General features: G+C 62.8%; 15 protein-coding genes, 1 other RNA gene and 1 pseudogene. 13 read left to right on the forward strand and 4 right to left on the reverse strand.

Translation table 11 applies throughout. From position 1 onward, the window contains the following. Window positions 1-20: 20 nt before the first annotated feature. Genes NKH89_RS10895 through NKH89_RS10905 form a run of 3 tightly spaced genes read right to left on the reverse strand, consistent with a single transcriptional unit; the run spans window position 21 to window position 5,894 of the window. Entirely contained in the window at window positions 21-686 is a 666-nt protein-coding gene (locus NKH89_RS10895; protein ID WP_023721217.1) for a class I SAM-dependent methyltransferase, read from the reverse strand. After that, entirely contained in the window at window positions 683-1,981 is a 1,299-nt protein-coding gene (locus NKH89_RS10900) for a BtaA family protein (protein ID WP_031194591.1), read from the reverse strand. The genes NKH89_RS10895 and NKH89_RS10900 overlap by 4 nt, the downstream gene beginning before the upstream one ends. A 31-nt stretch (window positions 1,982-2,012) precedes the next feature. Further along, window positions 2,013-5,894, reverse strand: a complete 3,882-nt coding sequence (locus NKH89_RS10905) for a hydantoinase B/oxoprolinase family protein (RefSeq protein WP_352908852.1) — start codon at window positions 5,892-5,894, stop codon at window positions 2,013-2,015. Window positions 5,895-6,066: 172 nt separating this feature from the next. Here NKH89_RS10905 and NKH89_RS10910 point away from each other — a divergent pair, with 172 nt between their 5' ends. The 7 genes and pseudogenes from NKH89_RS10910 (at window position 6,067) to NKH89_RS10940 (ending at window position 10,188) form a co-directional block, all read left to right on the forward strand. Next, window positions 6,067-6,273: a hypothetical protein gene (locus tag NKH89_RS10910; protein ID WP_023721215.1), complete on the forward strand. Its 207-nt coding sequence runs from the start codon at window positions 6,067-6,069 to the stop codon at window positions 6,271-6,273. Window positions 6,274-6,592: 319 nt separating this feature from the next. After that, the gene (locus NKH89_RS10915; protein WP_023721214.1) at window positions 6,593-7,312 is read left to right on the forward strand and encodes a J domain-containing protein; all 720 of its coding nucleotides are present in this window, start codon (window positions 6,593-6,595) and stop codon (window positions 7,310-7,312) included. Next, a complete protein-coding gene (locus NKH89_RS10920; protein WP_352481545.1) occupies window positions 7,309-8,076 on the forward strand; it encodes an N-acetylmuramoyl-L-alanine amidase in 768 nt (255 codons plus the stop codon). The genes NKH89_RS10915 and NKH89_RS10920 overlap by 4 nt, the downstream gene beginning before the upstream one ends. Window positions 8,077-8,261: 185 nt before the next feature. Beyond that, window positions 8,262-9,005 (forward strand): lytic transglycosylase domain-containing protein, encoded by a 744-nt coding sequence (locus tag NKH89_RS10925; RefSeq protein WP_352481544.1) that lies wholly within the window; start codon window positions 8,262-8,264, stop codon window positions 9,003-9,005. 59 nt (window positions 9,006-9,064) lie between these two features. After that, window positions 9,065-9,463, forward strand: an RNA gene (gene rnpB, locus NKH89_RS10930) — RNase P RNA component class A. A 151-nt stretch (window positions 9,464-9,614) separates the two neighbouring features. Then, entirely contained in the window at window positions 9,615-9,899 is a 285-nt protein-coding gene (locus NKH89_RS10935; RefSeq protein ID WP_352481543.1) for a type II toxin-antitoxin system ParD family antitoxin, read from the forward strand. Beyond that, window positions 9,896-10,188, forward strand: a pseudogene (locus NKH89_RS10940) (type II toxin-antitoxin system RelE/ParE family toxin). The gene NKH89_RS10935 and the pseudogene NKH89_RS10940 overlap by 4 nt, the downstream one beginning before the upstream one ends. Before the next feature lie 9 nt (window positions 10,189-10,197). Here NKH89_RS10940 and NKH89_RS10945 read toward each other — a convergent pair. Further along, on the reverse strand, window positions 10,198-11,313 hold the full coding sequence (locus NKH89_RS10945; protein ID WP_352908855.1) for a cystathionine gamma-lyase: 1,116 nt from the start codon (window positions 11,311-11,313) through the stop codon (window positions 10,198-10,200). Window positions 11,314-11,719: 406 nt separating this feature from the next. Between NKH89_RS10945 and mraZ the strand changes: the two genes are divergently transcribed. From mraZ to NKH89_RS10975, 6 genes are read left to right on the forward strand one after another with little or no spacing between them, the layout of a single operon-like run. Further along, the gene (gene mraZ, locus NKH89_RS10950; RefSeq protein WP_352481541.1) at window positions 11,720-12,178 is read left to right on the forward strand and encodes a division/cell wall cluster transcriptional repressor MraZ; all 459 of its coding nucleotides are present in this window, start codon (window positions 11,720-11,722) and stop codon (window positions 12,176-12,178) included. Further along, window positions 12,175-13,206 carry a 16S rRNA (cytosine(1402)-N(4))-methyltransferase RsmH gene (gene rsmH, locus NKH89_RS10955; protein WP_023721208.1) on the forward strand — a complete coding sequence of 344 codons (1,032 nt, stop codon included), beginning with the start codon at window positions 12,175-12,177 and terminating at the stop codon, window positions 13,204-13,206. Before mraZ ends, rsmH begins: the two co-directional genes overlap by 4 nt. A gap of 4 nt (window positions 13,207-13,210) precedes the next feature. Beyond that, window positions 13,211-13,588, forward strand: a complete 378-nt coding sequence (gene ftsL, locus NKH89_RS10960; RefSeq protein WP_023676771.1) for a cell division protein FtsL — start codon at window positions 13,211-13,213, stop codon at window positions 13,586-13,588. A gap of 14 nt (window positions 13,589-13,602) precedes the next feature. Further along, on the forward strand, window positions 13,603-15,330 hold the full coding sequence (locus NKH89_RS10965) for a peptidoglycan D,D-transpeptidase FtsI family protein (RefSeq protein WP_352481539.1): 1,728 nt from the start codon (window positions 13,603-13,605) through the stop codon (window positions 15,328-15,330). A gap of 54 nt (window positions 15,331-15,384) precedes the next feature. Further along, window positions 15,385-16,839 (forward strand): UDP-N-acetylmuramoyl-L-alanyl-D-glutamate--2,6-diaminopimelate ligase, encoded by a 1,455-nt coding sequence (locus NKH89_RS10970; protein ID WP_023721206.1) that lies wholly within the window; start codon window positions 15,385-15,387, stop codon window positions 16,837-16,839. Further along, the gene (locus NKH89_RS10975) at window positions 16,836-18,269 is read left to right on the forward strand and encodes a UDP-N-acetylmuramoylalanyl-D-glutamyl-2,6-diaminopimelate--D-alanyl-D-alanine ligase (protein ID WP_023721205.1); all 1,434 of its coding nucleotides are present in this window, start codon (window positions 16,836-16,838) and stop codon (window positions 18,267-18,269) included. The genes NKH89_RS10970 and NKH89_RS10975 overlap by 4 nt, the downstream gene beginning before the upstream one ends. Window positions 18,270-18,271 lie beyond the last annotated feature (2 nt).

The following is an 18,271-nucleotide window of genomic DNA, read 5'->3' on the forward strand; positions in this document are numbered from 1 at the left end:
TGAATCTCAACACACCCTGGCTATCGACCTAGGCCGATCACAGCGAGCCACGCATAGCCGCGATAAAGCGCTTGGAAACGGAAGCTTGCACCGGTTCTTGCAGATTCCGAATCCAGAACCGCGCGCAGCGATTGACGTGGCTCGACATGGAATTTTTTCAGCCAGCCGCGCAGCAGCGTGCGGAACCAGCGGGGCAGGGCCTCCTGCTGGCCGAAATCGACGATATGCAGCGAGCCGCCAGATGACAGGGCAGCAAGAGCCGCGGATACCGTCTTCTCCCAGCCGGGGATCATCGACAGCGAATACGAGACAAAGACGCGGTCGAAATTTTCGACGCCGAACAGCGCCTTTGCGTCGAAATCCGTGGCATCGCCGCGCGCCAGCGTGACGCGGCCGGAGAGGCCTTCGCGGGCAAGGGCGGCGGTGGCCGTCTCCAGCATCTCGGCCGAAATATCGAGGCCGAAGAAGCGCGCGCCGGGATAGCGGCGGGCGGCAAGGATGATGTTGCGGCCGGTGCCGCAGCCGAGCTCGAGCACGGTGCCGCCGGCCGGCACATCCAGGCCGGCGATAAGCCGGTCGCGACCGAGCAAATAATATTTGCGGGTCAGGTCGTAGATATGACGCTGCCAGCGGTAAACGCCGTCCATCAGCTCGGCATGGCTGGCCGGCAACTCGGTCGTGCTCATGCGCCCTGCTTCACGTAGAGATGAAAGCCGCCATAGATCGCCGAGCGGTCGCGCGCCGAAAACTCGCGCGAGGCGTCGTTCTCGTAGCGCCACTGGTCGAGCAGCGAATTCGAGACGCGGCCGGGCAGCAGGCTGGGTTCCGCTGCGGTGCGGAAGATGACGCGGGCGCCGGTGGAGGCGGTTCGGGTGATCTCGGCCCACAACCCGTTGAGCTGGTCGTCCGTCATCCAGTCCTGTGCGTCGAGCAGCACGAAGCGGTCGACCGAACCGGCATCCTTGCCGGCAAGGAACTCGATCAGATTGGCATGGTGGATTGCCACGCGATCGACATTGTTGCGGATCGTCTTGTAGTTGCGCTTTTCGAGATAGGCGGGCAGGGCGGCCTCGCCGGGATTGGGATAGCGGCGGGCAAAAGCCTGCCAGGCGAAATAGTTGGTCTTCAGCGGAAAATCGCAGGCGAGCTTTTCCAGCCGCGCCTTGAGCACGCTGGCCATGGTGCCGTCACCCGAGGTGATCAGCGAATCGTACTGGGCCGGCGGAATGCCGAGGCCGAACAGCGAAGCTTTTCGCGAAGTCGCCCATTTCAGCAGCGGTTTTTCGAAGACCGGCGCCAGCTCTTCGTCGAAGAAGCGGCGCTGATCGGCGATGCTCTTGGCGTCCATGATGTCGGCCGGGTCGACGCCGAAGAATTTTGCGGTGCGATGGCCCATGGCGATGAACAGGCCAAGCAGGCCGGTCTGGTAGAAATTGCGGTCGAAGACAGCGATGCGGCGACGGCCGCGCCAGCTGCGGCGCTCCCAATAATGGCGGCTGACCGGGTCGAGATGCGGTGCGATGAAGCGGTCGTAGGCCTGCGAATTGTGCCCGGTCTCAGCCGCGCCGAAGAAACGGAACAGGTCGCCCTGCGACGGCAGGTGACGGACGGCTTCGAGCTTCATACGGTTCAGCGCGATGTGGGCGGTGTTGAGGTCGACGGCATCGATCCTTTCCGGCGACCGGGTGAGATAGGCGAGGATGTTGCAGCCGCCCGAGGCAATGGTGACGATGCGGTGACCCTTGCCGAGCTGCATCGCGTCCATGTCGATTTCGGGGTCTTCCCAGATCTGCGGGTAGACAAGGCCGGAGAACAGGAACGCGAACAAGCGCTCGGAGATGCCGGCTTTCGACAGCGGGCGGTTCTGGTAGACGGCTTTGCCAACTTCCTTGCCGCGGCGAAAAACCAGTTCTCCAGAAATGTCCGTCATGGCAAGGCGATTCCCCGTTTGCTTTGCCGCAAGCGGGTAGCGCAGGGTCATGACAGGCCGGTGACAGCCTGTTGACGCGAGTTCAGGCCTTGCCAAATCCACCAGGCGTCGGCGTCGTCACGATGACTGCCTCGCCGGCGTCGAGGATGGTCTGATCGCAGGCCTTCAGGACCTCGACGCGGCCATCCTTGCGCCGGACCTTGGTCGAGCCGGCCTCGCCATCGCCGCCTCCGTCCAGTCCCTGCGGCGGGCGGTTGCGATGCGAGGACAGGATCGCGCATTCCATCTTTTCAAGAAAGCGGATGGTGCGCTTGGTGCCGTCGCCGGCGCTCCATTTGCCTTTGCCGCCGGAACCTTCGCGGATATGAAAGTCCTCGAGCAATACCGGGAAACGCAGTTCCAGCACTTCCGGGTCGGTCAGGCGCGAATTGGTCATATGGGTGTGGGCGCCGGAGGTGCCGTCAAAGCCGCGACCGTTGTTCATGCGGCCGGCCGGCGAACCGGAGCAGATCGTCTCATAATACTGGTACTGCTTGTTGCCGAAGGTGAGATTATTCATCGTGCCTTGCGCATTGGCCATTGCCCTCATCGCGCCGAACAGCGCGTTGGTGACGTGCTGCGAGGTCTCGACATTACCGGCGACGACTGCCGCGGGATAGGCGGGCTTCAGCATCGAGCCGTCGGGAATGATGATGTTGATCGGCCGCAGACATCCGGCATTCATCGGGATGTTGTCTTCGACCATGACGCGGAAGGCATAAAGCACCGCGGCACGGGCGACCGGCTCTGGCGCGTTGAAATTGTTCTTCATCACTGGCGACGTGCCGGTGAAGTCGACGGTCGCTTCGCGCTTGTGCCGGTCGACCGATATCTTCACCTTGATCATTTGGCCGGTGTCGGTCGGATATTCGTATTCGGAACTGTCGGGCAGCCGCTCCACTACGCGACGCACGCTTTCGGCGGCATTGTCCTGGACATGGCCCATATAGGCTTCGACGACGCCAAGGCCGAAATGCGCGACCATCTTGCGCAGCTCGGCGACGCCCTTTTCGTTCGCGGCGATCTGCGCCTTGAGGTCGGCGATGTTCTGGTGCGGATTGCGCGCCGGGTAGGGGTGGTCGGTCAGCAGCGTCTCCAGGTCCTTCTCGCGGAACCTGCCGCGATCGACGATGCGGAAATTGTCAAACAGCACACCTTCCTCATCGACGGTAGTGGCAAGCGGCGTCATCGAGCCGGGCGCGGTGCCGCCGATGTCGGCATGGTGGCCACGCGAGGCTACGTAGAAGAGGATCTCCTCCCCCCTCGAGGGGGAGGTGGCGGCGAAGCCGCCGGAGGGGGTCGTTGCGGCAGTGCTCGACGCATTTGTGGTGCCTTCTGAGAGGACCCCACCCGGCCGCTTCGCGGCCACCCTCCCCTCGAGGGGGAGGGAAAACACCGGTGTCACCACGGTGATATCAGGCAGATGCGTGCCGCCATTGTAAGGGGCGTTCAGGGCAAAGACGTCGCCGGGGTGAATGTCGCCGGAATTGAGCCGGATGATGGTCTCCACCGAGCGGTCCATCGAGCCGAGATGCACCGGCATATGCGGCGCGTTGGCGACCAGCGCGCCATTCCGGTCGAAAACGGCACAGGAGAAGTCGAGCCGCTCCTTGATATTGACCGAATAGGCGGTGTTCTGCAGCGTTACGCCCATCTGCTCGGCGATCGACATGAACAGATTATTGAAGACCTCCAGCATCACCGGATCGGCTTCGGTGCCGAGTGCGGCCTGCCGGTGCTTCTTCTCGATGCGGCGCATCAGTACATGGTCCTTGGCGGTGATCTCGGCCTGCCAGCCGGGCTCGACGACGATGGTCTGGTTCGGCTCGATGATCAAAGCGGGGCCGGCGATCTTGTTACCGGGCTTCAGCGTTTCGCGAGGGAAGATGCCAGCGTCGCGCCAGATGCCGTCGACGAAAATTTTCCGCGTCCCGGAAGGACTTGCGGCCTTGTGTTCAAGAAATGAATCGCTTTCGTCGCGGCCGGTGCTGCCGGTATCGGTACCTTCGACGCCGACCGATTCGACGATCATCGGCTTGTCGTCATAGACGAAGCCGAACTGCGCCTTGTGCGCCAGTTCGAAGTCCGCCTTGGCCTGCGCAATCGAGCCGTGCCCAAAGTTCACAGGCAGCGCGGTATCGGTGCCGTCATAGCGGATCTGCAGCACCGGCTTCGAGGCGACCGCGTCTTCGGTGATGCCTTGCGCGGCGAGTTCGTCGATGACGGCTTTGCGCAGCGTTGCGATGAGCTCGTTGATCGCCGGCCCGGAATCGTCCGCCAGCGGCTTCAGCAGCGCCTGCTGGCGTGACGCAAACACCGAGGACAGGCCGATGCCGTATGCCGAGAGCAGGCCGGAAAAGGGATGGATCAGCACAGCCTCCATGCCGAGCGCATCGGCGACGAGGCAAGCGTGCTGGCCGCCGGCGCCGCCGAAACAATTCAGCAGGTATTCGGTGACGTCGTAGCCGCGCTGCACCGAAATCTTCTTGATGGCATTGGCCATGTTTTCGACGGCGATGGTGACGAACCCTTCGGCAACGGCTTCCGGCGAGCGGCCGTCGCCGATTTCGGCGGCAAGTGCGGTGAACGTCTCGCGAACTGTCCGCACGTCGAGCGGTTCGTCCTGGCCCGGCCCAAAAATGGCCGGAAAGAAGTCGGGCTGCAGCTTTCCCAGCATGACATTGGCGTCGGTGACCGCAAGCGGACCGCCGCGCCGGTAGGCGGCCGGGCCGGGATTGGCGCCGGCCGAATCCGGCCCGGCGCGAAAGCGGCCGGCCTCATAGTGCAGGATCGAGCCGCCGCCGGCGGCGACGGTGTGGATGCGCATCATCGGCGCGCGGATGCGCACGCCGGCGACCTCGGTGTCGAAGGCGCGCTCGTAGTCGCCATCATAGTGGGCGACATCGGTGGAGGTGCCGCCCATGTCGAAGCCGATGACTTTGCCGAAACCGGCGAGTTTTGCCGTCTCGACCATGCCGACGACGCCGCCGGCCGGGCCGGACAACAGCGCATCCTTGCCCTGGAACATGTCGGCGGCGGTGAGGCCGCCCGACGACATCATGAACATAAGGCGGGGGGATTGGCCAATCTCCCCCGTTGTGGGGGAGATGCCAAGTGGCGGCAAAGGGGGCAGGGCAGAGGGGGGCGTGACAGACTGAGATGTTGGCGGGACAGCGCCCCCCTCTGTCGGCTTCGCCGACATCTCCCCCACAAGGGGGGAGATTGGCGCGGCACCCAGTTCCGCCGCAACCCTTTGCACATACCTTGCCAGGATCGGCGACAGATACGCGTCGACCACCGTGGTGTCGCCGCGGCCGACCAGCTTGATCAGCGGCGAGACCTCGTGGCTGACCGAGACCTGCGAGAATCCGAGCTTTCGACAGACTTTGGCGACCGCCTTTTCGTGATCGGGATGTTTCCAGGCATGCATGAAGACGATCGCGACCGCATCGATACCGTCAGCCTTGGCCTGTTCGATGGCAGGACGCACGGAGGCGATGTCGAGCAGGCGTTCGACACGACCGTCGGCGCGCACGCGTTCGTCTATCTCGATGACGTGCTCGTAGAGCTGTTCGGGAAGGATGATCTGCTTGGCAAAGATATCGGGCCTGGCCTGATAGGCAATCCTCAGCGCATCGCGGAAGCCCTTGGTGATGAGCAGCAGCACGCGGTCGCCCTTGCGCTCGAGAAGCGCATTGGTGGCGACCGTGGTGCCCATTTTGACGTCGCCGATCAGAGCGGAAGGGATTGGGGCGCCGGGCTGGACGCCGAGCAGTTCGCGAATGCCCTGGATGGCAGCGTCGGCATAGGCTTCGGGATTTTCCGAAAGGAGTTTCCTGGGATGCAGCCCGCCTTCCGGGTCCCGGCCGATGATGTCGGTGAAGGTACCGCCGCGGTCGATCCAGAAATCCCATCTTGCGGTCATGGCAGCGCCTCCGGCATTTTCATTTTACGCATCCTGTTAGTGCTCAACGCTTTGTACGGCCAAGCGCTTGATGTTACACGCGGAAACGCAACGTTACGAAACTCATCATGACCTGATGCATTGTGTCCTCGATCGTCGCCGGTAACGGTGGCGTGATTAGAGGAGAGATATCATGAAGAAACTCATTCTTGCGTCGGTCTCGGCGCTTGCCTTGCTTGGCGTTGCGGCCTGCAGCGACAGCGGCACCGACAACACTACGACGCAGAGCACTAACCCGCCGGCATCCGACCAGACGATGAAGCCGGCTGCTCCTGACGCCAACAAACCTGCCGAGCCGGCCCCGGCCCCCGCTCCTGCGCCGGCTGCCCCGGCGCAATAATTGATGTGACAACCAAGAGAGGCCGGCCTCACACGCCGGCCTTTCTGCTGCTTACGATACCCGCGCTTTGCGGCCGAGTGCGCCGACGCAGGTAACCGCAACGCGAAAAGTACGCCTCGCCCCTTACTTGCGCCGAAACGACGACCCAAGGCGCCAATCGCCAGGCTCGCCGTTTGCGCGGCGAGGCTGCCGTCTGCGGATTTTCCATGGGTGAGCGCTAGCGCCAGCCGCCTCAGGCATTCCGCCAAATCGATTGGGCCAGCCCCTGCGGCACTGTCTTGGCTTGATAGCGATGGGCGGTTGGCCCTATGAAACCCTCATGTCGATTTGGGACCGCCTCGGCGACTTCGTCACACGCGTTTCATCTTCAGCGTCGTCAGGCGTCGCCGAAGTGGTCGAAGCCGTGCGCACGGTTTTCTCCGGCGATGCCGATCTGCGCCGGCGCGTCGCCTTCTCGGTGGCGATGATCGCGCTGTCGGCCAAGATGGCCAAGGCAGACGGCATCGTCACCCAAGACGAGGTGCGCGCCTTCCAGGAAATATTCGAGGTGCCGAAGGAACAGAGGCGCAATGTGGCGCGGCTCTACGATTTGGCCAAACGCGACATTGCCGGTTTCGAAACCTATGCCGAGCGGATGGCGCAGCTTTGCGGTTCGGGCCATTCGAATTGCCTGATGCTGGAGGACATACTCGACGGGCTGTTCCACATCGCCAAGGCCGACGGGCTGGTGCATGAGCGCGAGCGCCAATTCCTGCATCGCATCGCCGAGATCTTCCGCATCGATGAGGCGCACTACCAGAGCATCCTGGCGCGGCATGTCGATCTGGGCGCCGCCGATCCTTATGTTGTGCTCGGCATCGAGCGTGGGAAGCCGTTCGAGGAGGTCCGCAGGCGCTACCGCAAGTTGGTCTCCGACAATCATCCGGACCGGCTGATCGCACGCGGCCTGCCGCAGGAATTCATCAAGATCGCGACGACCAGGCTGGCGGCGATCAACGCGGCCTATGAGATGATCGAGCGAGGCCTGCGGCACGCATGAGCGGCTTTCCGCCCGACGAGCCGAGCGCCGAGGTTAGGGTATCGCCGAATTTCGGACCGCGGCGCGGCACGCTTAGACCCGATATGATCGTGCTGCACTACACCGGCATGGCGACCGGCGCCGGCGCCGAGGCATGGTTGTGCGATCCGGCAAGCGAGGTCTCGTCGCACTATCTGGTCCATGAGGACGGCCGCATTGTTCAGATGGTAAGGGAAAGCGATCGCGCCTGGCATGCCGGCAAGAGCTGGTGGTTCGGACAGAGCGACATCAACTCCTGTTCGATCGGCATCGAGATCGTCAATCCGGGGCATACTCTCGGCTATCGCAATTTTCCAAAACCGCAGATCGACGCGGTGATCGGCCTGTGCGTCGGCATTGTCGAGCGCCATTCCATTCTGGCGCAGCGGGTGCTCGCCCATTCCGACGTGGCACCGGGGCGCAAGGTCGATCCGGGCGAGAAATTTCCATGGAAAGCCTTGTTTGCCGCCGGTGTCGGCCATGTTGTGCCGGCAGCACCGATCCGGCGCGGCGCCGTACTGAAGCCAGATGATACCGGCGCCGAGGTCGAGGCGCTGCAGTCGATGCTGTCGCTCTATGGTTATGGCGTCGAGATCACCGGCGCTTTCGACCGGCAGACCGAAATCGTGGTCGAGGCATTTCAGCGGCATTTCCGGCAGCGCCTGGTCGATGGCATGGCTGACGGATCGACGATCCGCACGCTGGAAAGGCTGCTCGCTTCCGCAAGGATAGCCTCTCTCAAATAATCTTTTCCCAGATTAAAAGTTACAATCTGTTACCTAAAGTGACTTGCGCCGCCTTCTTTGGCGCCAATTCCGTCGTCAAAGGCGATCCGTACAGATTGTCGGACCTCTATCCCCCCAGATGTTCCGATGTTGATTGAGGGTATCTGCGCGAAGTTCTTTGTGCAGATCAAACAGAACAGGATCACATGCAGAAATTGACCGTTTTAACGGCAGCCATTGCTGCCGGCGTAATGACTTTTGCCTTCAGCGCGGCGAACGGCGCACCGCTGAGCCAACGGGCCGATCAGGGCTTCAGTGCCGCAGCCGGCAAAACCGCCATGCCGAAAGGTGGTGCAAAAGTAGAGAAGACCACCACCGCAAAAGTGGAAAAAGCGGCCGCGGTAAGAACGAAAAAGCCAGTCTCCGCGAAAAGGCCGACCGCTGCGAGAAAGACAATCTCCAAACAGCATGTGAAGCGTAACCGCAAACGCATCGACCGTATGGCAACGGCGTCAGTCGCTCCGAAGAGCAGGCCAGCGCCCCAGGCGGCGGTTGTCGGCGGCAGCGGACAGTATTCGGCGATCATTGCGCGATATGCCGCCAGCTACGGCGTGCCGGTGTCGCTCGCCAATGCCGTCATCAAGATCGAGAGCAACTACCAGCCGAACCAGGTCGGCAGCGCCGGCGAGATCGGCCTGATGCAGATCAAGCCGGCGACGGCAAGAATGATGGGCTATAGCGGTTCGGTTCAGGGTCTCTACGATCCCGATACCAACATCAAATACGGCATGAAGTACCTTGCCATGGCGCGGGATCTCGGCGGCGGCACGACCTGCGGCACGATCCTGAAATACAATGCCGGCCACGGCGCCACACGGATGAACCCGGTGTCCGCAGCCTATTGCGGCAAGGTCAAGGTGCAGCTGGCAGCACTTGGAGCGCCCGCCTGACAAGCGATAACTTGCTTTTTCGTTTGCGTTTTCGGGCCTGAACCCCTTTATACGCCTTGCCAGCTGGCCGGGCGGCCGCACCCGCGAAGCCGAAAGGCTGCGGGTGAGGAAAGTCCGGGCTCCATGGAGACACGGTGCCGGTTAATGGCCGGCGGGGGCGACCCCAGGGAAAGTGCCACAGAAAGCAAACCGCCACGATCTAATCGTGGCAAGGGTGAAAGGGTGGGGTAAGAGCCCACCGCGCGACTGGCAACAGGAGCGGCACGGTAAACCCCACCGGGAGCAAGACCGAATAGGGGCGGTGCGAGGGGAAACCCTCGAGGGCTGTTTCCGGCTCACCGTCCGGGTAGGTTGCGTGAGGCGCATGGCAACATGCGCCCAAGATGAATGGCCGCCACGTTCTCGCCCCGTACGGGGCGAGGGCCATACAGAACCCGGCTTACAGGCCAGCTGGCAGTTTCCCCGATAAAAGGAAATCTCCTGATATCAGCAGGTTACGTCTTCGGGCGCAGCCGTTGATTCACTTTTCGACCCGCAATCGAGCGCGACATTCCTTGAAAATGGTGCGATTAAATCGTACCAGTTGATGACGATATTCAGGAGCGCGTCATGGGACAGGTCGATAAACGTAGCATCACGCTGTCGCCGGAGTTGGCCGCGGCAGTCGACGACGTGGTCGCCGCCGGCGAATATGCCTCGGCGAGCGAGGTGATCCGCGACGCACTGAGGCAATGGAAGGACAGGCGCGACCTGCTCGGCTACACGGTCGAGGAATTGCGCAAGATGGCGCAGGAGGGGATCGACAGCGGACCGGCGCTGGACGGGCCGCCAATCATGGAACGGCTGCGCGCCAAATATCTGAAAATGGCCGAGGCCAAAGGCCTTGAGGAGTGAAATATCGCCTGCTTCCTCAGGCATTGATCGACCTCGAAGCCATCGTCGACTACATTGCCGAACAGAATCCAAATGCGGCGGTTCGCCTCGTGGATCTCTTGCAAAGGCGGTGGATTTGCTGACCCTGCATCCCTTCTCAGGTGCACCGCGCGAAGACATTGCGCCCGGCATCCGTCACCTGATCGTCGGCGAATACCTCACTTTGTATCGTGTCCGCGAAGAGGCGATCGAAATCGTTCGCGTTCTCCACGGCCGGCGCAAGATCGACGCCGGCGATCTGAATTCGTAGTCGCGCTGCTCAGGTGCCGATGCGGTCTAGCGACGTCTCGATCGCCTGCCAAAGCTCTTCCACCGGCTCGCAGCCGATCGACAAGCGAACGAAGCCGCGCGGAACGGCATCTCCCCTTTTTGATCGCCGTTCGGCCGAAGTGTGTACGCCGCCGAACGATGTCGCTGCCTGCATCAACGCGCAGTTGTTGATGAAATCCTCGGCCTTGTCCTCCGAGGCGAGCACGAACGAGATGAGAAATCCGAAGCGCTCCATCTGGGCGCGGGCAAGATTGTGTGATGGGTCGCTCTCCAGTCCCGGAAAGCGCAAGCCGCTGATTGCGCGATGGTCTTTCAGCCGTCGCGCTATCATTTCGGCGGAAGCGCACATGCGGTCGAAGCGCACGTCCAGCGTTTCGAGGCCGCGATGTACCAGCCATGCCTCGAACGGCCCGGGGATGGCGCCCGACGTCTCGCGCCAGTCGGTCACCCTCGAGATAATATCTGCGTTGCGGCTGGCGACATGGCCGAACAGCACATCGGAATGGCCGTTCGGCGCCTTGGTGTCGGCAGCAATGACGATATCGGCGCCGAGATCGAGCGGGCGCTGGCCGAAAGGCGTCATCGTCGTGTTGTCGACCACAAGCATCGCACCCGCTTTGTGCACGGCTTCGGCGACGGCTGCGATGTCGCATATGTCCAGTCCTGGATTGGCGGGCGTTTCGACGAAGGCAAGCCGGTATCCGTCAAAGCCGCCGTCGAGGAAGCTCGATGTCGGCCGGACATCGTACGCGACGCCGAAGGACTTCAGGAAACGGTCTGCCAGCGCTCTCGTCGTATGGTAGCCGTCGGACGGCAGCAGGATACGGTCGCCGGCTTTGAGCAGGCCGAAAAACACCGCCGAGATGGCAGCCATTCCCGAGGGAAAGGCGACGCATGGGGCGTCTTCCAGATGCGCCAGCATGTGCTCGACTGCATCCCAGGTCGGATTGCTGAAGCGGCCATATTGATCGTAGCCGGTGGCGTCACCCGGCGCGTGGAAAATGGCGGCCATGGTCAAGGGCAAGGGAATTGGGTCGCCCTTGGCCAGCCCGGCGCGACGCAGATGAGGAAGTGCCGCGGCGCGCGACTTGGCTGTTTCAGACATGGCTTCAAACCTCGTTACTGACCGGAAAAGGAGATGCCGAGGCTATGCGCGGCAACGATCCGCAGCAAGCCGCGTCCGGTTGGACCACACGGCTCTAAACCCTTCGTTAGGCTTAATGGAGGATAAAGACCGGAGTGCCGTCAAAGCTGCTCTCCCCAGTCGTGGCAGGCGCGTTTTGAAGACTGTTCCCGTTGACGCCCATAACACCCCATGATATCCCATTCCGATACTCAAGCCTTCGTTCCGTGTCAGGGTGAAGCGTACGCCAATCGGGCAGCCGCGGCGGCTGCGCGTTTGCCTGCGTTCGCCCGTCATAATGAAGTGGGTTTTGGACGGCGACCGGGCCGGGGCGGCGCGGACAGGAAGATGCAGAGGGGTGCGGCGGCGCAAGCGGCCGTAAGGCGTAATGGACCGGTTTCTGTCGAACGCGGTGAACAGGATCGATGCGAAGGGACGGGTGTCCGTGCCGGCGCATTTCCGTGCCGTTGTGCAGAAACGCGGCTATTCGGAACTTTATGCGCTACGCTGCCTGGATCGCCCGGCGATGGATGTCGGTGGGCTCGACCTGCTCGATCGCTACGAGCAGCGCATCGCGCAGGAAGACCCGTTCCTGCAGGCGGCGGACGACATGTCGTTCTTCTGCCATGGCGATGGAACGTTTCTGAAGCTCGACCAGGACGGCCGTATCACGATGAGCGATTTCATTCGCGAGCATACCGGCATTTCAGCGGAAGTGGCCTTCGTTGGCCGCGGCAATTTCTTTCAGATCTGGGAGCCGGGACGGCTCAGCGCCTATGGGACGGAAGCTCGCGCCCGGCTTTTGCAGCTTCGGCAGGGGACGAAGCCCGGGGAGCGGCCGGAATGATGGCGGGCGACGGCGATGAAGTTCATGCCGTTGGCGGACCAGCCCGTCACATTCCGGTCCTCCTTGCCGAAGTTCTGGAGGCGCTGGCGCCGACAAAAGGCGAGGTGCTCGTCGACGGCACGTTCGGTGCTGGCGGCTACACGAAGGCCATTCTGGCAAGCGGAGCCTCGGTCGTCGCCATCGACCGCGATCCGGATGCGATCGCGGCGGGGCGGACCCTTGAACAGCAGTCCGGCGGCAGGCTCAGGCTTGTCCAGGCACCGTTCTCAACGCTCGACGAGCAGGTTGAAAGTGCCGATGGCGTCGTGCTCGACATCGGCATCTCCTCCATGCAGATCGACCAGCCGGAGCGCGGCTTTTCATTCCGCGCCGATGGACCGCTCGACATGCGCATGGCGCAGGCGGGCCTGAGCGCCGCCGACGTCGTCAACACTTTCAAGGTGGGCGATCTTGCCCGCATCTTCGGTTTTCTCGGCGAAGAACGCCATGCTGGGCGCATCGCCCGTATGATCGAGAGCCGTCGCGAAAAACGCCCCTTTGAGCGCACGCTCGACCTTGCCGATGCCATCGAGACGCATATCGGCCGCGCGCCGAAAGACAAGATCCATCCAGCCACCCGGGTTTTCCAGGCGCTGCGCATCTTCGTCAACGACGAGCTCGGCGAGCTGGCAAAGGCGCTGTTTGCCGCCGAGCGCGTGCTGAAACCGGGCGGGCGGCTTGCCGTGGTGACCTTCCATTCGTTGGAGGACCGTATGGTCAAGCGCTTTATCGCCGACAGAGCTGATTCAGCGACCGGATCGCGGCACCTGCCCGAGGCGCAGGCGCGCACCGCCACCTTCACCAAGAAGGGCAGCGGCGTGACGCCTGGCGATGCCGAGATTTCGGCCAATCCGCGGGCGCGCTCGGCAAGGCTGCGCGCTGCGATCCGTACAGAGGCGCCGGCGCGCGCTGGTGATTTTTCGATTTTCGGCCTGCCAAAACTGCCTGGCCCAAAGCTTCCCGGTGCCGATCGACCGGGAGAGAGGTGAACACGTGTTTCGTACCAGCGACATAGTCCTGATCGCCGTCATGGTTTCGGCGGCTGCCTTGACCTACAAGACCAAGCGCGAGGCCGAGGAGCAACTGGCGGCAGTGCACAAGATCCAGGCGCAGATCCGTTATGAAGAGGACACGATCGACCTGCTCAAGGCGGACTGGAGCCTGCTTACCCAGCCGTCGCGCCTGCAGAAGCTCACCGAAATCTACAAATCGCAACTCGGACTCGAGCCGGTCAATGCGCGCCAGATCGTCGGGCTGGACGATCTGCCGGCCAAACCCGTCAACATCGAGGACCTTTCATCGCAGCGGCTGGGCGGCATGGCTGATATTGGCGGCAAGGATCCGGTGGTGACCGGAGGCATCGTCCAATGATCACCGGATTTCCAATGGCCGCCAGATTTCCACAGGTTGGCAGGCTGCTGAAGCGCGGTTCGAAGCCCGGCGCGGGCGGATCGATCGTGGTCGAAGGTGCCCGCAAGGCAACCGGTGGCAAGGGCAGGACCCGCATTGTCATGACGATGGCGGTGTTCTTCGGTATCTATTCGACCATTGCCGGGCGGCTGGTCTATCTGGGTTTCCAGAACCCCGACCTGTCGGGCGGGCCGCAGAGCCGGGTGACGGCATCGCGGCCCGACATCGTCGACCGTAACGGCGAAGTGCTGGCGACCGACATCAAGACGGCGTCGCTGTTTGCCGAACCGCGCCGCATCGTCGATGCCGACGAGGCGATCGAAAAGCTGTCGACGGTGCTTCCCGAGATCGACTACGAGCAGACATACAACAAGCTGAAGAGCGGCGCCGGCTTCGTCTGGCTGCAGCGGCAACTGACGCCGAAGCAGCAGGCCGATATCATGCAGCTCGGCATCCCCGGCTTCGGCTTCCGCACCGAAAAGCGCCGGTTCTATCCGGCCGGCGAAACCTCGTCCTACATTGTCGGCCTCACCAACATCGACAATCAGGGCATCTCCGGCATGGAGAAATACATCGACGAACAGGGCTTGAGCGATCTTCAGGCGTCGGGCCTGGCGGTGGCCAAGGATTTGAAGCCGGTCCAGCTCTCGATCGATCTGCGCGTCCAGCATATCGTACGTGACGAGGTCGCCACCGGCATGGAAAAGTACCATGCGATCGCGGCGGGTGCCGTCGTGCTCAACGTCAAGACCGGTGAGGTGCTGGCGATGGCGTCGGTTCCAGATTTCGATCCGAACAACCCCTATAACGCGCAGGACAAGGACCGGCTCAACCGTATGTCCGCCGGCCTGTACGAAATGGGGTCGACCTTCAAGAGCTTCACCACCGCCATGGCGCTCGATTCCGGCAAGATAACGCTGCAAAGCCGCTTCGACGCATCGCGCCCGATCAGGATCGGCCATCAGACCATCCATGATTTCCATGGCAAGGGCCGGGTGCTGTCGGTGCCGGAAGTGTTCATCTACTCATCCAATATCGGCTCTGCCAAGGAAGCCGAAGCGGTTGGCATTGACGGACACCGCGAATTCCTGCATCGCCTGGGAATCCTCGAGAAGATGCAGACCGAACTGCCGGAAGTCGCCCGGCCGACCGAGCCCAAGGTCTGGAAGCAGGTCAATTCGATTACCATCGCCTTCGGCCACGGCGTGTCGACGACCCCGCTGCAGACGGCGGTCGGCTGCGCCGCGCTGATGAATGGCGGCTATCTGATGGACCCGACCTTCCTGCCGCGCACCCAGGAGCAGGCGATGGCGGTGGCCAAGAAAGTGGTCAGCGACAAGACCGTCGAGGGCATGCGCTATCTCTATGCCCTCAATGCCGAAAAGGGATCCGGCCGCAATGCCCGGGTGCCAGGATACCGGGTGGGCGGCAAGACGGGAACGGCGGAGAAGGTCGTCAACGGCCGCTACTCGAAGGAAAAGAATTTCAACGCTTTCGTTGCGGCTTTCCCAATGGACGATCCGCAATACATAGTGCTTACGATCGCCGACGAACCGAAGCCGGAAAAGCCCGGCATGGGTGCCACGGCTGCCTCGAATGCGGGCATCATGGCTGCAAACATCATCCGACGTGCGGCTTCCATGCTTGGCGTGAAGCCAGATTTCAGCCATGAAAATGGTGCAACGCTGGTTTCCTATCAGTGATTCTTGGGGCGCGCCGGCAACTGCGCGCTATTTTGTTGCGATGAACGGGGTTCGATGAAGCTGAAAAATCTAGCCGGTATCCTGCCTGTCGAGGGGACAGCTTCCTTCGACATGGAGGTTACAGGGATTTCGTCGGACTCCCGCCAGGTAACACCGGGTGTTGTCTTTTTCGCGCTCACCGGCTCCAAGGCGGATGGCGCAGCCTATGCCGCCGATGCCGCGAGCCGCGGCGCTGCCGCGATTGTTGTCGGCAAGGGCAGTGCGGTCGCCGGGCTGCCAGTTCCGGTTCTTGTCGTAGACGATCCGCGCCTTGCGCTGGCGCTGAGTGCTGCCCGTATTTTCGGCAAGCAACCGCAAACCATGGTCGCGGTGACCGGCACCAGCGGCAAGACCTCCGTCGCCGCATTCACCCGACAGATATGGGAGCAGGCGGGTTTGGTCGCCGCTTCGATCGGCACGACCGGCGTGGTGGCGCCGGGCCGCAATGAATATGGCTCGCTGACCACGCCGGATCCGGTGGCACTGCACAGGCTGCTCAAGGAGTTGGCGGAGGCCGGCGTCACCCACGCCTCGATGGAAGCGTCCAGCCATGGCCTCGACCAGCGCCGGCTCGATGGCGTCAGGCTTGCGGCCGGCGGCTTCACCAATCTCGGCCGCGACCATATGGACTATCATCCGACGGTCGAGGACTATCATCGCGCCAAATTGCGTCTGTTCGATGCGCTGCTGCCGAAGGGCGCGCCGGCCGTCATCTTTGCCGACGACCCGTGGTCGGAGCCGACAATCAAGGCGGCGCGGGCAGCGGGACTGAACGTGCTGACGGTCGGCCGCCACGGCGATTTCCTGCGGCTGAAGCGGGTCGAGCACGAGCGCCACCGCCAACGCGCCGAGGTCGAAGTTGACGGCGTTCTCCATGAAGTCGACCTGCCGTTGGCGGGCGACTTCCAGATCGCCAATGCGCTGGTGTCGGCGGGCCTCGCCATTTCGACTGGAACATCTGTTGCCAAGGCGTTGATGGCGCTAGAGAAATTGAAGGGTGCGCCGGGGCGGCTCGACCTCGTTGGGACGGCCGCCAATGGCGCACCGGTCTATGTCGACTACGCGCACAAGCCGGACGCGCTGGAAAACGTGCTGGCTTCGGTGCGTCCCTTTACCACCGGCCGCGTCATCGTCGTATTCGGTTGCGGCGGCGACCGTGACCGGGGCAAGCGGCCGATCATGGGCGAGATCGCCACAAGGCTGGCCGATGTCGTCATCGTCACCGACGACAATCCCCGCTCGGAAGTTCCCGAGACGATCCGCGCCGCGATCCTGGAGGCCGCACCTGGCGCCATCGAGATCGGCGACCGGCGCAAGGCCATCCACGAGGCAGTCGGGATGCTTCACGCTGGCGACACGCTGATCGTGGCCGGCAAGGGCCATGAGGAAGGCCAGACCATCGGCACCGAGACGCTGCATTTTTCCGATCATGAGGAAGTTCGCTCGGCCCTCAGGGAGCAAGCGGCGTGAGCTATCTGTGGACCTCCGAGGCGCTGGTTGCCGCCATGGATGGCCGGCCGCTCGGTCCGATGCCTGAAGGCATCGCCGGCATTTCCATCGACAGCCGCAGCCTGCAGCCGGGAGACGCCTTCTTCGCCATCAAGGGCGAGGTGATGGACGGCCATGATTTTGTCACCGCCGCCATCAAGGCGGGCGCCGGCGTGCTTGTCGTCGCCGAGGGCAAGCTGCCGTCGCTGGGGCGGCTGACGGCACCGATGATCGTCGTGGAGGACGTGCTCGTCGCGCTGGAAAAGCTCGGCGTTGCGGCGCGCGCACGCTCGAAGGCGAGGGTGATTGCCGTGACCGGTTCGGCGGGCAAAACCACCACCAAGGAAGCACTGCGCCACGCTCTGTCCGCGGTCGGTACGGTGCATGCATCGGCTCAGTCGTTCAACAATCACTGGGGCGTGCCGCTGACACTGGCGCGCATGCCGCAGGATTGCGACTATGCCGTCTTCGAGATCGGCATGAACCATCCGGACGAGATCCGGCCCCTCGTCAAAATGGTCCGGCCGCATGTCGCCATCATTACGCTGATCGCGGCCGCTCATCTCGGCTTCTTCCGCAACCTGGACGAGATCGCCAAGGCCAAGGCAGAGGTTTTCGAGGGACTGGAGCCCGGTGGCGCCGCCCTTCTCAACCGCGACGACCAGCGCTGGAAGCTGCTGGAGAAGATGGCGAAAGAAGCGGGCGTCGAGCATGTCTACGGGTTCGGCGAGAATGCAAGGGCGACCTTCAAACTGATCAAATGCGAGCTCAATGCCGATCACTCCGTGATAGCCGCCAAGATTGGCGGACACGAGATTGTCGCCAGGATCGGCGCGCCGGGCCGCCATATGGTGCAGAATGTGCTGGCCGTGCTGGGTGCCGCGCATCTGGTCGGCGCCGACGTCACCAGGGTTGCGCAGGCGCTGGCCGATCTTTCGCCCGAACGCGGACGCGGCAAACGCTATGTGTTGCGCCATCCCAAGGGGCCGATCACACTGATCGACGAGAGCTACAACGCCAATCCGGCGTCGATGACCGCTGCAATGGCACTGCTCAACACCACACCGGTGTCGGGCGAGGGCAGGCGCATTGCCGTGCTTGGCGACATGCTCGAGCTCGGCAGCCATTCCGCGAAATTGCATGCCGCGCTTGCCGACCTGATCGTCGGCACCGATACGCGCACGGTTTTCCTCGGCGGCCCGGAAATGCGGGCGCTGGCCGACGTGCTGCCGGGCGAGATCAAGACGGAATACCGCGCCGGCGCGGAAGATCTGAAACCGGTGCTTCTGTCGGAATTGAAGCCCGGCGACGTGGTCATGATCAAATCGTCGAAGGGCATAGGCTTTTCAAAGCTGGTCGAGGCGTTGCTCGGCAAGTTTCCGGCGGAAGCCACAACCAGCAGACAGACCTAGGA

The sequence above is a fragment of the Mesorhizobium sp. M0923 genome, assembly GCF_040319365.1.
Taxonomy (GTDB): Bacteria; Pseudomonadota; Alphaproteobacteria; order Rhizobiales; family Rhizobiaceae; genus Mesorhizobium.

What these genes read in the sequence shown, in the direction of transcription:
- NKH89_RS10965 (WP_352481539.1), top strand. Translation starts at nt 13,603, where the DNA reads ATGGCCGCCAGATTTCCACAGGTTGGCAGGCTGCTGAAGCGCGGTTCG.
- NKH89_RS10910 (WP_023721215.1), top strand. Translation starts at nt 6,067, where the DNA reads ATGAAGAAACTCATTCTTGCGTCGGTCTCGGCGCTTGCCTTGCTTGGC.
- NKH89_RS10900 (WP_031194591.1), bottom strand. Translation starts at nt 1,981, where the DNA reads ATGACCCTGCGCTACCCGCTTGCGGCAAAGCAAACGGGGAATCGCCTT.
- NKH89_RS10945 (WP_352908855.1), bottom strand. Translation starts at nt 11,313, where the DNA reads ATGTCTGAAACAGCCAAGTCGCGCGCCGCGGCACTTCCTCATCTGCGT.
- NKH89_RS10925 (WP_352481544.1), top strand. Translation starts at nt 8,262, where the DNA reads ATGCAGAAATTGACCGTTTTAACGGCAGCCATTGCTGCCGGCGTAATG.
- NKH89_RS10895 (WP_023721217.1), bottom strand. Translation starts at nt 686, where the DNA reads ATGAGCACGACCGAGTTGCCGGCCAGCCATGCCGAGCTGATGGACGGC.
- NKH89_RS10915 (WP_023721214.1), top strand. Translation starts at nt 6,593, where the DNA reads ATGTCGATTTGGGACCGCCTCGGCGACTTCGTCACACGCGTTTCATCT.
- NKH89_RS10905 (WP_352908852.1), bottom strand. Translation starts at nt 5,894, where the DNA reads ATGACCGCAAGATGGGATTTCTGGATCGACCGCGGCGGTACCTTCACC.
- NKH89_RS10920 (WP_352481545.1), top strand. Translation starts at nt 7,309, where the DNA reads ATGAGCGGCTTTCCGCCCGACGAGCCGAGCGCCGAGGTTAGGGTATCG.
- mraZ (WP_352481541.1), top strand. Translation starts at nt 11,720, where the DNA reads ATGGACCGGTTTCTGTCGAACGCGGTGAACAGGATCGATGCGAAGGGA.
- rsmH (WP_023721208.1), top strand. Translation starts at nt 12,175, where the DNA reads ATGATGGCGGGCGACGGCGATGAAGTTCATGCCGTTGGCGGACCAGCC.
- NKH89_RS10935 (WP_352481543.1), top strand. Translation starts at nt 9,615, where the DNA reads ATGGGACAGGTCGATAAACGTAGCATCACGCTGTCGCCGGAGTTGGCC.
- NKH89_RS10970 (WP_023721206.1), top strand. Translation starts at nt 15,385, where the DNA reads ATGAAGCTGAAAAATCTAGCCGGTATCCTGCCTGTCGAGGGGACAGCT.